The sequence below is a fragment of the Streptomyces sp. NPDC002044 genome (assembly GCF_040296725.1).
In the GTDB taxonomy this organism is placed as follows: domain Bacteria; phylum Actinomycetota; class Actinomycetes; order Streptomycetales; family Streptomycetaceae; genus Streptomyces; species Streptomyces antarcticus.
The window spans coordinates 65,681-78,229 of the sequence record NZ_JBEOXU010000004.1; the positions used below are offsets into that span (position 1 = coordinate 65,681).

Annotated in this window: 8 protein-coding genes; 5 read left to right on the forward strand and 3 right to left on the reverse strand. The window is 70.9% G+C overall.

Translation table 11 applies throughout. The features are described from left to right. Nucleotide 1 precedes the first annotated feature (1 nt). Nucleotides 2–1,174: a metallophosphoesterase gene (locus tag ABT106_RS02100; protein WP_502979161.1), complete on the reverse strand. Its 1,173-nt coding sequence runs from the start codon at nt 1,172–1,174 to the stop codon at nt 2–4. A 214-nt stretch (nt 1,175–1,388) separates the two neighbouring features. Then, nucleotides 1,389–2,504: a LacI family DNA-binding transcriptional regulator gene (locus tag ABT106_RS02105; protein ID WP_267721517.1), complete on the reverse strand. Its 1,116-nt coding sequence runs from the start codon at nt 2,502–2,504 to the stop codon at nt 1,389–1,391. Nucleotides 2,505–2,865: 361 nt separating this feature from the next. On the opposite strand from ABT106_RS02105, the gene hisC reads away from it, so the two are divergent. Beyond that, nucleotides 2,866–3,945, forward strand: a complete 1,080-nt coding sequence (hisC, locus tag ABT106_RS02110) for a histidinol-phosphate transaminase (RefSeq protein ID WP_351270928.1) — start codon at nt 2,866–2,868, stop codon at nt 3,943–3,945. 77 nt (nt 3,946–4,022) lie between these two features. Here hisC and ABT106_RS02115 read toward each other — a convergent pair whose 3' ends face one another. Then, nucleotides 4,023–4,391 (reverse strand): cyclophilin-like fold protein, encoded by a 369-nt coding sequence (locus ABT106_RS02115; RefSeq protein ID WP_351270931.1) that lies wholly within the window; start codon nt 4,389–4,391, stop codon nt 4,023–4,025. 182 nt (nt 4,392–4,573) lie between these two features. On the opposite strand from ABT106_RS02115, the gene ABT106_RS02120 reads away from it, so the two are divergent. The 4 genes from ABT106_RS02120 (at nt 4,574) to ABT106_RS02135 (ending at nt 12,537) form a co-directional block, all read left to right on the forward strand. Beyond that, complete coding sequence (locus ABT106_RS02120; protein WP_351270934.1) at nt 4,574–6,079, forward strand: cytochrome ubiquinol oxidase subunit I; 1,506 nt, start codon at nt 4,574–4,576, stop codon at nt 6,077–6,079. Between the two features lie 18 nt (nt 6,080–6,097). Beyond that, nucleotides 6,098–7,099: a cytochrome d ubiquinol oxidase subunit II gene (cydB, locus tag ABT106_RS02125; RefSeq protein WP_351270936.1), complete on the forward strand. Its 1,002-nt coding sequence runs from the start codon at nt 6,098–6,100 to the stop codon at nt 7,097–7,099. Between the two features lie 101 nt (nt 7,100–7,200). Continuing rightward, the gene (gene cydD, locus ABT106_RS02130; RefSeq protein ID WP_351270939.1) at nt 7,201–10,776 is read left to right on the forward strand and encodes a thiol reductant ABC exporter subunit CydD; all 3,576 of its coding nucleotides are present in this window, start codon (nt 7,201–7,203) and stop codon (nt 10,774–10,776) included. Between the two features lie 24 nt (nt 10,777–10,800). After that, complete coding sequence (locus ABT106_RS02135) at nt 10,801–12,537, forward strand: sensor histidine kinase (protein ID WP_351270942.1); 1,737 nt, start codon at nt 10,801–10,803, stop codon at nt 12,535–12,537. Nucleotides 12,538–12,549 lie beyond the last annotated feature (12 nt).

Genomic DNA, 12,549 nt, shown 5'->3' on the forward strand with positions numbered 1-12,549 from the left:
GTCAGTTGCCCAAAGGAAGTTGCACGACCAGCAGTTTGCCCGCCATCGTCACCCCGCCGTCCATGGCGATGGCGAGCCCTTCCGCGTACACGTGCGGGCCGTCCACCGCTTCGGGGCCGCGTGCCGAGTCGCCGTCCTCCGTGCCCACTTCGCCGAGCAGGTAGGGGATCGGGCTGTGGCCGTGCACGACGCGGCTGCCGCCGTAGGTGCCGAGCAGTTCGCGTACGGCCTGCGGGCCCGTGTCCTCGTCGCGGAAGGCGAACCGCTTGGTGAACTTGCGGAACAGGTCCCAGGTGATGTCGGCGTCGTTGCGGTTGAGCAGCTCGTGGATGGTGTCGTTGACGTCCTCGATCGAGTCGCCGTAGTCGAGGTAGGCCGTGGTGTCGGAGTGCAGGAGCAGGTGGTCCTCTTCCAGGACGGCCGCGTCCAGCCGGGACATCCACTGCAGGTGTACGTCCTGCAGGCGCTCCATGTCGGTGCGCTGGCCGCCGTTGAGCAGCCAGGCGGCCTGGAAGGTGGCCGTACCGGCGCCGGAGGCGACGGGGGTGTCGCCGAACCGCTTCGCCCCGATCAGCAGGAGCTCGTGGTTGCCCATGAGTGCCTTGCAGTAGCCGCCCGCGGCGGCCGCCTCTGCGGACAGCCGCATGACGAGGTCGATGACGCCGATGCCGTCGGGACCGCGGTCGGTGAAGTCCCCGAGGAACCAGAGCCGGGCGTTGCCGGCGGACCAGCGGCGTTCGGTGTCGATCAGGCCCTGGGCGCCGAGTTCGGTGACGAGTTCGTCGAGGTAGCCGTGTACGTCGCCGACCACGTAGAGCGGCCCGGGGCCGTCGGGAGCGGTCTCTTGGGGGACGTAGTGGATCTGGACGGTGTCCCCGGGGCCGCCGACCGCGCCGCGCCCGATGACGGGCAGGTCGCGCTGTGTCGGCGTGTAGCCTTCGGGATCGTCCGGTTCGGGCTCGTGGCTCATCACCGGGACGGGCGCGGTGATGCCGGGCGCGGTGCCGCCGTTGTAGTACGCCGGGTACGAGCCGTACACGGGTGGCTCGCTGCCGAACCCCTCGGACACGCCGTACGGGGCGGGCTCGGTGACCGGAACTCGGAAGTCCCGCAGCGTCTCCGTCCGCATAGCGGGTCCCTGACCGGCCCCCTGAGTCATCGACCCCTCCACCACCGTCGCGCTGTCGTACACCTGCGGACCCTCCTGACCTCCGGGGAGGAGGGTCCGTGATGTCGTGCGCCCATCATAGGAATGCGGCTCGCGCTCTGTGACGCACCAGGGTGGTGAATCCTTTCCGGAGCCGATCCTTCCTGCTGTTTTCTCCCGATATCGGTGTTGTTGAAATCTTTGACGAGGCATTCGGCCGCGCCGCGGAGTGGTGCGGAGGTCAGTCCTGCGCGGGTGATCGGGGTGGGCTGACGGTCGTGCGGGGCTGCCTGCGCTGCGAAGAGGTACGGATGATCAGTTCGGTCGGGACGACCTGTTCGACGGGGCGCCCGGTGTCGACTCCCTCGATCGCGTCGATCAGCAGCTGTACGACGGCGGTGCCGATGCGGCGCGGTTTGAGGGAGAGGGTGGTGATGGGCGGTTCTGTGGTGGCGTACACGGTGGACTCGCTGCAGCAGACGAGCAGCAGGTCCTCGGGGACGCGCAGGCCGTAGCGCCGGGCGGCGGCGAGCAGGTCGGTGCCGTTGGGGTCGAAGAGCCCGTACACGGCGTCGGGCCGGTCGGGGCGGGCGAGGAGCCGGTCGGCGGCGACCGCGCCCGCGCACGGGTCGTGGGCGGGGTAGGACTCGTACACGGGATCCTGGCCGACGCGCTCGCACCAGCTCAGGTAGGCGGTGGTCGAGAGCCGGGTGTACGTGTCGGTGGTGGTGCCGGTCAGGAGCCCGATCCGGCGGGCGCCGGCGGCGGCGAGGTGGTCGAGCAGGTTGAGTACGGCCGCCTCGTGGTCGTTGTCGACCCAGGCGGTGACGGGGAGGGAGCCTGCCGGGCGGCCGTCGGAGACGACGGGCAGGCCTTGGCGGACGAGTTCGGTGACGACTGGATCGTGGTCGGAGGGGTCGATGACGACGGTGCCGTCGAGGGCGACGTTGGACCACACGTCGTGTCGGGAGGTGGCGGGGAGGATGACGAGGGCGTAGCCGCGCGCCAGCGCGGCTGAGGTCGCGGCCCTGGCCATCTCGGCGAAGTAGGCGAATTCGGTGAAGGTGAAAGGTTCATCCCCGTACGTCGTCACGGTCAGGCCGATCAGGCCCGACTTTCCGGTACGGAGGGTGCGGGCGGCGGCGGACGGGCGGTAGCCCAGCCGGTCGGCGACCTCGCGAACGTGGCGGCGGGTGGCGTCCGGCAGCCGCCCCTTGCCATTGAGGGCGTCGGAGACGGTTGTGATGGAGACGCCCGCTGCGGCGGCCACGTCCCTGATGCCGGCCCGGCCCTGTCGGCCGGCGGCCCGCCGGGTGGTCTCGGTCCGGCTCACCTGATGCTTCCCTGCTGCTGTCATGGCGAGCCGATAGTAGGGCTCGACGGGGTGGGTGGTCCGGGTGCATATGCACGCGTTGACAGGCACGTTTCTGCACGGTTCGCCACTGTCAATGACCTTGGAAAGAAAGGCGCTTCAGGGGTCTGATGGGGTGGGGCGCCTGTCGGCGGGACCGGGCATGCCAAAACGGTGCGGTCTCGGACCGGTCGCAACTCACCTGCACGAGGGATGCGCGCCACGGCGCAGGCCACCGGCGCGCGCATATATGCGCGCGCTCCCCCGCATTCCAGGCGCCCCCATTCTCGGGAGCGAGGAATCCTCATAAGGTGAGCAGTATTGAGTCGACGGCGACGTCGTACGGGACGGTCGAGGAGGACCTGCGGTGAGCGAGAACAGCCCGAAGCTGCGCGCCGAGCTGGACGGCATTCCGACATACAAGCCCGGCAGGCCGGCGGCCGCGGGCGGACCCGTCGCGTACAAGCTGTCGTCGAACGAGAATCCCTACCCGCCGCTGCACGGGGTGCTGGAGAGCGCCGTCGCCGCCGCGGGGAACTTCAACCGCTACCCCGACATGGCCTGTACCGGGCTCGTGAACGAGATCGCGGAGCGGTTCGGGGTGCCGGTCGAGCACGTCGCCACCGGCACCGGCTCGGTGGGCGTGGCGCAGTCGCTGATCCAGTCGACGGCCGGCCCGGGCGACGAGGTCATCTACGCGTGGCGCTCCTTCGAGGCGTACCCGATCATCGTGCAGATCTCGGGCGCGACCTCCGTGAAGGTCCCGCTGACCGACGGGGACGTGCACGACCTCGACGCCATGGCCGCGGCGATCACGGAGCGGACCCGGCTGATTTTCGTCTGCAACCCGAACAACCCCACCGGCACCGCGGTGCGCCGTGCCGAGCTGGAGCGGTTCCTGGACCGGGTGCCCTCGGACGTCCTGGTGGTGCTGGACGAGGCGTACCGCGAGTTCGTACGCGACACGGACGTGCCGGACGGCATCGAGCTGTACCGCGACCGCCCGAACGTCGCCGTGCTGCGTACGTTCTCCAAGGCGTACGGGCTGGCCGGTCTGCGCGTCGGCTTCGCGGTGGCGCACGAGCCGGTGGCTGCCGCGCTGCGCAAGACAGCGGTGCCCTTCGGGGTCAGCCAGCTCGCCCAGGACGCGGCGGTGGCCTCGCTGCGCGCCGAGGACGAGCTGATGGGCCGGGTCGGGGCGCTGGTGGGCGAGCGGGCCCGGGTGCACGAGACCCTGCTGGCGCAGGGCTGGACGGTTCCGGACACGCAGGCGAACTTCGTGTGGATGCGTCTGGGCGAGCGGACCGCCGACTTCGCGGCGGCCTGCGAGAAGGCCGGAGTGGTGGTCCGGCCCTTCGCGGGCGAGGGCCTGCGGGTCACGATCGGTGAGACCGAGGCGAACGACCTCTTCCTGCACACGGCGGGGGAGTTCTTCAAGGGGCTGTAGGCGGGGCGGCCGGTTCGCCTGCCGACGCGGCCGGTGTGCCGGCCCATGCGCCCGGACGGCCGGGCCGGGCCCGTTCGCTAGGCCAGTTCCACGCGGACCGGGTCGCCCTCGCGGACGGTGGACAGCAGGCGGGGGTCGCCGTCGAACGAGCCGAGGATGTTGCACGGGCTCGCCAGGCGGCTCTCGCCGCCACGCGATATGGGCGTGGCTCCGTAGGGCAGCGCGAGCGCGTCGCCCTCGGTCCAGAAGGCGATGGTTCCCGGAGCCACGACCTGCTGGGCGTCGTGCTCCAGGGCCACGGACACGCCGGTGTCGAAGTAGACCTCCTCGCCCCAGAGGTTGGCGGAGGCGGAGATCGGAAGGGCCTCGGCCAGCGCCTTGCCCGTCGGGGTCTCGTCCAGGGTCGCCGTGAGCTGGCCGGCGGGCCAGGAGATTCGTATCTGCATGAGCCGCATTCAACAATCTGTTGAAGTCGTTGGCTAGAGGCACCCCCCTTCGAAGATCCCAAATGCAGTAGTACATAATGCTTGTGAATGTGAACGCGTTCACAAGCGTGTCCCGCTTCCTCCCGAGTTGAGTGGGATACACCAGGCAAATGCCGCTGTCCCTCACGGCCGAAGGAGATGACGTGGACCTCGCTTTGGCGCCGGAAACCCTGGCGCGATGGCAGTTCGGCATCACCACCGTCTATCACTTCCTCTTCGTCCCGCTGACGATCTCGCTCGCCGCGCTCACCGCCGGCCTGCAGACCGCATGGGTGCGATCCGAGAAGGAGAAGTACCTCAGGGCCACGAAGTTCTGGGGCAAGCTCTTCTTGATCAATATCGCGATGGGTGTCGTCACCGGCATCGTCCAGGAGTTCCAGTTCGGCATGAACTGGTCCGACTACTCGCGGTTCGTCGGTGACGTCTTCGGGGCCCCGCTGGCCTTCGAGGCGCTGATCGCCTTCTTCTTCGAGTCGACCTTCATCGGTCTGTGGATCTTCGGCTGGGACAAGCTGCCGAAGAAGATCCACCTCGCCTGCATCTGGATGGTGTCCATCGGCACCATCCTGTCCGCCTACTTCATCCTGGCGGCCAATTCCTGGATGCAGCACCCGGTCGGGTACCGCATCAACGAGGAGCGGGGCCGGGCCGAGCTCACCGACTTCTGGCTGGTCCTCACCCAGAACACCGCGCTCACCCAGTTCTTCCACACCATCACCGCCGCGTTCCTGGTCGGCGGCGCGTTCATGGCCGGTATCGCGGCCTTCCACCTCGCCCGCAAGAAGCACATCCCGGTGATGCGCTCCTCGCTGCGGCTCGGCCTGATCGTCATGATCATCGCCGGTATGGGCACGGCCGTCAGCGGCGACCTGCTCGGCAAGGTCATGTACAAGCAGCAGCCGATGAAGATGGCCGCCGCCGAAGCGCTCTGGGACGGCGAGGCACCCGCACCCTTCTCGGTCTTCGCGTACGGAGACGTCGACAAGGGGCACAACAAGGTCGCCATCGAGATCCCCGGCCTGCTCTCCTTCCTGGCCAACGACGATTTCACCTCCTTCGTCCCCGGCATCAACGACGTCAACAAGGCCCAGCAGGAAAAGTTCGGGCCCGGCGACTACCGGCCGAACATCGCCGTGGCCTACTGGGGCTTCCGCTGGATGATCGGCTTCGGCATGGCCTCCCTCGGCATCGGAGCGCTGGGGCTGTGGCTGACCCGCAAGAGGTTCCTGCTGCCACCGGGCCTGCGGACCGGTGAGGACGAGGTCCCGCACCTGGTCCTCTTCAAGAAGGCCCTGAGCCCCCGCTTCGCCAACCTGTACTGGGTCGTCGCCCTCTGGACGATGGGCTTCCCGCTCATCGCCAACTCCTGGGGCTGGATCTTCACCGAGATGGGCCGCCAGCCATGGGTGGTCTACGGGGTCCTGCGCACCCGGGACGCCGTCTCGCCCAACGTCTCCCAGGGCGAGGTCCTCACCTCGATGATCGGCTTCACCCTCCTGTACGCCGTGCTGGCGGTCATCGAGGTCAAGCTCCTCGTCAAGTACGTCAAGGCCGGCCCGCCCGAACTCACCGAGGCCGACCTCAACCCGCCCACCAAGATCGGTGGGGACGACAAGAACCCCGACCGGCCGATGGCCTTCTCGTACTGAGGCTGAGGAGTCGACACCATGCAACTCCACGACGTCTGGTTCGTGCTCATAGCCGTCCTGTGGATCGGCTACTTCTTCCTGGAGGGCTTCGACTTCGGAGTCGGGGTCCTGACCAAGCTGCTCGCCCGCGACCGCACGGAGAAGCGGGTTCTGATCAACACGATCGGGCCCGTGTGGGACGGCAACGAGGTCTGGTTGCTCACCGCCGGCGGCGCGACCTTCGCGGCCTTCCCCGACTGGTACGCCACCCTCTTCTCCGGCTTCTACCTGCCGCTGCTGCTGATCCTGGTCTGCCTCATCATCCGGGGTGTCGCCTTCGAGTACCGGCACAAGCGCCCCGAGGACAAGTGGCAGACCAACTGGGAGCACGCGATCTTCTGGACCTCGCTGATCCCCGCGTTCCTGTGGGGCGTGGCGTTCGCCAACATCGTGCGCGGCGTGAAGATCGACCAGGACAAGGAGTACGTCGGGACCTTCCTCGACCTGCTCAACGTGTACTCGATCCTCGGCGGTCTGGTCACCCTCACCCTGTTCACCTTCCACGGCGCGGTCTTCACCTCGCTCAAGACGGTCGGTGACATCCGGGTCCGCTCACGCCGGCTGGCCACCCGGCTCGGCGTGGTGACCGCCGTACTGGCCCTGGTCTTCCTGATCTGGACCCAGCTCTCGCGCGGTGACGGGAAGAGCCTGATCGCGATGGCCATCGCGGTGGTGGCCCTGCTCGGGGCCGTGGGCCTCAACCTGGCAGGCCGCGAGGGATGGTCGTTCGCCCTGTCCGGCATCACCATCGCGGCCGCCGTGGCGATGCTCTTCCTGACCCTCTTCCCGAACGTCATGCCGTCCTCGCTGAACGACGCCTGGAGCCTGACGGTCACCAACGCCTCGTCCAGCGCCTACACCCTGAAGATCATGACCTGGTGCGCGGGAGTGGCCACCCCACTCGTCATGCTCTACCAGGGCTGGACGTACTGGGTGTTCCGCAAGCGGATCGGTACGCAGCACATCGTCGACGTGCACTGAGCCATCCGGAGACCACTGGGCCGCCCGCAGACCACAGAGCCACCCGGAGTCCGGCTCCGGCCCACCCGCCTGACTGACCCTGCCCCTGGGGGATGTTTCACGTGAAACCGATCGACCCGCGCCTGCTCCGGTACGCCCGTTCCACCCGCCTCTTCCTCGGGGCGGTGGTGGTCCTGGGCCTTGCCGGGGCGGGGCTGGTCGTCGGTCAGGCGATGCTGATGGCCGAGATCGTCGTCGGTGCCTTCGAAGACGGCCTGGACGGAGCGGCGCTCAGGACCCCGTTGCTGCTGCTGGCGGCAGTGGCCCTCGGGCGGGCCCTGGTGGCCTGGCTGACCGAGCTGGCCGCGCACCGGGCGGGCGCTGCGGTCAAGTCCGAACTGCGCGGCCGACTGCTGGAGCGGGCCGCAGACCTGGGCCCCGGCCGGATCGACAAGCAGCGGACGGGCTCGCTGGTGGCGCTGGCCACCCGGGGCGTGGACGCCCTCGACGACTACTTCTCGCGCTACCTGCCCCAGCTGGGCCTCGCGGTGGTGGTGCCGGTGGCGGTGCTGGCCCGGGTCGTCACCGAGGACTGGGTGTCGGCCGCCATCATCGTGGTCACGCTCCCCCTGATCCCCCTGTTCATGATCCTCATCGGTATGGCCACCCAGTCCCGGATGGACCGCCAGTGGCGGCTGCTCTCCCGGCTGTCGGGGCACTTCCTCGACGTGGTGGCCGGGCTGCCGACCCTGAAGGTGTTCGGCCGGGCCAAGGCGCAGGCCGAGTCGATCCGGGTGATCACCGACGACTACCGCCGCGCGACGATGCGGACCCTGCGCATCGCCTTTCTCTCGTCCTTCGCGCTGGAACTGCTGGCCACCCTGTCGGTGGCACTGGTGGCCGTGACCATCGGCATGCGGCTGGTCCACGGCGAGCTCGACCTCTACACCGGCCTGGTCATCCTGATCCTGGCGCCCGAGGCCTACCTGCCACTGCGCCAGGTGGGTGCGCAGTACCACGCGGCGGCGGAGGGACTGGCGGCCGCGGAGCAGATCTTCGAGGTCCTGGAGACCTCAGACGCGCATCCGGGCGGCGAGGCCGCCCTGCCCGCCGGCGCCCCCCTGCGGATCGAGATCGACGGGGTCGCCGTCCGGTACGAAGGCCGTGGCGAGGATTCGCCCGGCCCGGTCTCCCTGACCGTCGGACCGGGGGAATGCGTCGCGCTCACCGGCCCGAGCGGCGCGGGGAAGTCCACGCTCCTCCAAGTGCTGCTGGGATTCGTGGAACCCACCGCAGGCCGGGTCCGGGTCGCGGGTGTGGACCTGGCCGAGCTGTCGCGCGCCCAGTGGCGCGAGCGGATCGCCTGGGTGCCCCAGCGCCCGCACCTGTTCGCCGGAACGATCGCCGAGAACGTGCGGCTGGCCCGCCCCGGGGCCTCCGAAGCAGAGGTGGCGGAAGCGCTGCGGAACGCCGGGGCGGAGGAGTTCGTGGCCGCGCTGCCCCTGGGGGCGCGGACCGCGCTGGGCGAGGGCGGCGTGGGGCTGTCCGCCGGGCAACGCCAGCGCCTGGCCCTGGCACGAGCGTTCCTGGCGGACCGGCCCGTCCTGCTGCTGGACGAGCCGACCGCCGCGCTGGACGGCGAGACCGAGGCCGCGGTGGTGGACGCCGTACGCCGGCTCGCCGTGGGCCGCACCGTGCTGTTGGTGGTGCACCGCCCGGCGCTGCTCGCCGTCGCGGACCGGGTGGTCCCGATGGCGGCCGTGGCGGCCGTGGCCGGCCCGGCCCGGCCCCTCCCCCGGACCGGGTCCCCCCTGGCCTTGGCCGGGACGGAGTCCCGGGTGGGCGCACCCGACCCGGACGCCGGTGAGTGGATCCTCGGCGCCGCGCCCGAGCGGGCGCGGACCGGGGGCGGCACGGACTCGGGCGGTACGGACTCGGGCGGGGCGGACCCGCTGCGCCGGGTACGGGCGGTGGCCAGGGCGTGGCAGGGCCGCTTCCGGCTCGGCCTGCTGCTCGGGGCCCTGGCCGTCGGATGCAGCGTGGGCCTGATGGCCGTGTCCGGCTGGCTGATCTCGCGGGCCTCCGAACAGCCGCCCGTGCTCTACCTGATGGTGGCCGTCACCGCGACCCGGGCCTTCGGCATGGGGCGGGCCGTCTTCCGGTACGCCGAGCGGCTCGTCTCGCACGACGCCGTGCTGCGGATGCTCGCCGACCTGCGGGTTTCGGTGTACCGACGGCTGGAGCGCATCGCCCCGGCCGGGCTGCGCGAGCACCGGCGCGGGGACCTGCTGGCCCGGCTCGTCGCCGACGCCGACGCCTTGCAGGACTATTGGCTGCGCTGGCTCCTCCCGGTCGGTACCGCTGTGCTCGTGGGAACCGGCTCGGTCGCCTTCGCCGCCTGGCTGCTGCCCGAGGCCGGAGCCGTCCTGGCCGTCGGCCTCCTCGCCGCCGGGATCGGGGTGCCGCTCATCAGCGGGGCGACCGCCCGCCGGTCCGAGCGCCGGCTCGCACCGGCCCGGGGCGAGCTCGCCACCCGGGTGGCCGACCTCCTCACCGGCACCGCGGAGCTGACCGTCGCCGGCGCGCTCGAGGACCGCAAGGGCCGGACCCGCGAGAGCGACGGCGTCCTCACGCGCATCGCCGCCCGGGGCGCCGCCGCGACCGGGCTGGGCAGCGGGCTGTCCGCCCTGATCTGCGGACTGACCGTGGTGGCCGCCGCGGCCGCCGCCGCGAACGCCGTCCACGACGGGCGGCTGTCCGGGGTGGCCATGGCCGTCGCGGTCCTCACCCCCCTCGCCGCCTTCGAGGCCGTCACTGGCCTTCCGCTCGCGGTCCAGTACCGCCAGCGGGTGCGCCGCAGCGCCGAGCGGGTCTACGAGGTGATCGACGCGCCGGTTCCGGTCGCCGAGCCGGAGCGGGCCTCCGCACCGCCCGCCTCGCCCTTCCCCCTGCGGCTGACGGGGCTCACCGCCCGGCACCCCGGTCAGGAGCGGGACGCGCTGCGCGGACTGTACCTGACCCTGGAGGCCGGGCGCCGCATCGCCGTGGTCGGCCCCTCGGGCTCCGGCAAGACCACCCTCGCCCAGGTCCTGCTGCGGTTCCTGGACCCCCGCGAGGGCGCGTACACCCTGGGCGGCGCGGACGTGCGCACGCTCGACGGCGACGACGTACGGGCACGCGTGGGGCTGTGCGCCCAGGACGCCCACCTCTTCGACAGCTCGGTGCGGGAGAACCTGCGACTGGCCCGGACCGGGGCGAGCGAGGAGGACCTGCGGGAGGCACTGGCCGCCGCGCGTCTGCTGGAGTGGGCCGACAGCCTGCCGGACGGGCTGGACACCCTGGTCGGCGAGCACGGCGAGCGGATCTCGGGCGGTCAGCGCCAGCGCCTCGCCCTGGCCCGGGCGCTGCTCGCGGACTTCCCCGTGCTGGTGCTCGACGAGCCGGCCGAGCACCTGGACCTGGAGACGGCGGACGCCTTGACGGCGGACCTGCTGGCCGCGACCGAGGGGCGTACCACGGTGCTGATCACGCACCGGCTGGCCGGCCTGGAGGCGGTCGACGAGGTGCTCGTACTGGACCGGGGAGAGGTCGTGCAGCGGGGCGGCTACGCGGAGCTGGCCGCCGCGGAGGGGCCGCTGCGGCGGCTGCTGGAACGGGAGAGGGCAGTGGATCGGGCGTCGGCCGACTTTCCCCAGTAAAAGGGACTAACTAGTCTCAAGAGCATGTCAGCGCAGGAGTCGCAGCAATCACCGGACGCATCACCCGGAACGCGGGACCCGCTGGAGGCCGCCACCCAGGCCACCAGGAGTCTTCAGGGCCTGTCCACCGAGCTCACCGCCCGGGTCCCCCAACTGCTGGAGGCGATGAGGTCGGTCGGTACGGGTCTTGAGCTGCACTCCACACTGGACCGCATCTGCGAGACGGCGGCCGAGCTCGCGGACGCCCGCTACGCGGCGATCGGCGTCGTCGACACGGAGGGGCGGGGCCTTTCGGACTTCGTCACCTTCGGGATCAGCGCCGAACTGGCACGGAAGATCGGCCACCGCCCGGACGGGAAGCGGGGGCTGCTCGGCGCCCTGATCTCCCACCCGGACACGGTGCACCTCCCCGATCTGACGAAGGACCCGCGCTCCGCCGGATTCCCGGAGCACCACCCGCCGATGAAGACGTTCCTCGGTGTCCCGATCCGGGTGCAGGGGGAGATCTTCGGCAACCTCTACCTCGCCGAGAAGAACGGCGGCGGAGAGTTCAACGACTACGACGTACACATGGTCCGGGTGCTGGCCACCGAGGCAGGCATCGCCATCGGCAACGCCCGGCTGTACGAGGCCGCCACCCAGCGCGAGCGCTGGATCGACGGCTCGGTCGCCGTCACCACGGCGCTGCTCTCCGGCGGGGACGCGGACGACGCCCTCGCGGTGGTGGCCGAGCAGGCCCGCCGCCTGGCCGACTCCTCCGCCGGGATCGTCATGCTTCCCGCCGAGGACGGCGGGATGGAGATCGTCGCCGTCTCGGCCGAGAATCCGGCCACATCCCTCGGTGTGGTGGTTCCCGCCGAGAGCCCGGTGGTGGACAAGCTGCTCCGGGGCGAGGCCGTCTTCGTGGACGACGCTGCTTCCGACCCCCGCATGGTCAGCAAGCTGACCAGCCAGTACGGCCCCTGCATGATGCTGCCGCTGCACAGCGGCGGGCGGGTGCTCGGGGCACTGGTCACCCCCCGGGCCCGCGGCCAGCGCCCGTTCACCGAGGCCGAGCGGACCTTGGCCACGCAGTTCGCCTCACAGGCGGCGCTCGCCCTGATGATGGCCGAGGCGCAGCGCGACCGGGAGCGGCTCGCCGTGTTCGAGGACCGCGACCGCATCGCGCGCGACTTGCACGACCTGGTCATCCAGCGGCTGTTCGCCACCGGGATGATGCTGGAGGGAGCTCAGCGCAGGTCCATCGTCCCCGAGGTCCGTGACGGCGTCGGCAAAGCCGTGGACGAGCTGGACGTGACCATCCAGGAGATCCGTACGGCGATCTTCGCCCTCCAGCAGGGTCCGGCGGAGGCGCCTTCGGGGCTGCGCACCCGGGTGCTGAGGGAGATCAACATGGCGGCGGTGCCGCTGGGCTTCAAGCCCGCGCACCGGTTCCTCGGACCCATCGATACCATCGTCGGTGAGCTGGTCGGCAAGAACTTGATCGCCGCGCTCCGTGAGGCCCTGTCCAATGCCTTCCGGCACGCGGAGGCCTCCCGCATCGAAGTCGTCGTGGACTCCACGATCGCGCTGGCCGACGGCCGGCCGGGGGTGCGGCTGGAGGTCGCCGACGACGGTGTGGGCATTGCGGAGGGCGGGCGCCGCAGTGGCCTGCGCAACCTCCGCCGACGGGCGGAGTCGCTGGGCGGCGCGAGCTCGTACGGTCCCGGCATCGGTGAGGACGGCGGCGGCACCACCCTGGTCTGGGAGGCCCCGCTCTAGCCCGGGGGTGTC

Bases quoted from the DNA above. Each gene is read 5' to 3' on its own strand.
- ABT106_RS02105 (WP_267721517.1), bottom strand. From the start codon at position 2,504: ATGACAGCAGCAGGGAAGCATCAGGTGAGCCGGACCGAGACCACCCGG.
- ABT106_RS02115 (WP_351270931.1), bottom strand. From the start codon at position 4,391: ATGCAGATACGAATCTCCTGGCCCGCCGGCCAGCTCACGGCGACCCTG.
- cydB (WP_351270936.1), top strand. From the start codon at position 6,098: ATGCAACTCCACGACGTCTGGTTCGTGCTCATAGCCGTCCTGTGGATC.
- ABT106_RS02135 (WP_351270942.1), top strand. From the start codon at position 10,801: ATGTCAGCGCAGGAGTCGCAGCAATCACCGGACGCATCACCCGGAACG.